Genomic DNA, 610 nt, shown 5'->3' with positions numbered 1-610 from the left:
GATGTGATCGGCAGTACCGATACCTTCGACCTGGCGCAGGGCGAAGACAAGACCGACGTGGACGCAGGCGTCGAAGACCCCGCTCCGCAGGTGGGTTCGCTGTCGGGTCGTTACTTCGTCGACGAGAACGACAACAACCAGGACGACGGCGAGCCGGGTGTCGCCGGCGTGTCGGTGGCACTGCTGGATGCGGCGGGTAACCCGACCGGGCGGACCACCACGACGGATGCCAATGGCAGCTATCGCTTCGGCGATCTGGCCCCGGGAACTTACGGCGTGCGGTTCACCGACACGGTTTCGGGCAAGGTGTTGATCGACCCGAACGTGGGTCCGGATGAGACCGACTCCGATGCCATCGACCAGGGCAATGGCGTCTCGATCATTCCTGACATTGATGTGGTTGCCGGTCAAGACACGCCCAACAACGACGCCGGTGTGGAAGAGCCGCCGCCGCAGGTGGGTTCGCTGTCGGGTCGTTACTTCGTCGACGAGAACGACAACAACCAGGACGACGGCGAGCCGGGTGTCGCGAACGTGTCGGTGGCACTGCTGGATGCGGCGGGTAACCCGACCGGGCGGACCACCACGACGGATGCCAATGGCAGCTATC

At 64.4% G+C, this 610-nt stretch carries 1 protein-coding gene; it reads left to right on the top strand.

All coding sequences use genetic code 11. The features are described 5' to 3' along the window. The coding region (locus G3446_RS27195) for an SdrD B-like domain-containing protein (RefSeq protein ID WP_209262679.1) at nt 1–610 on the top strand (610 nt) is incomplete at both ends.

Source organism: Thiorhodococcus minor, assembly GCF_010820565.1.
Taxonomy (GTDB): Bacteria; Pseudomonadota; Gammaproteobacteria; order Chromatiales; family Chromatiaceae; genus Thiorhodococcus; species Thiorhodococcus minor.
The sequence above is the reverse complement of the archived record's forward strand: the minus strand, read 5'-3'. Positions and strand labels throughout refer to the sequence as shown.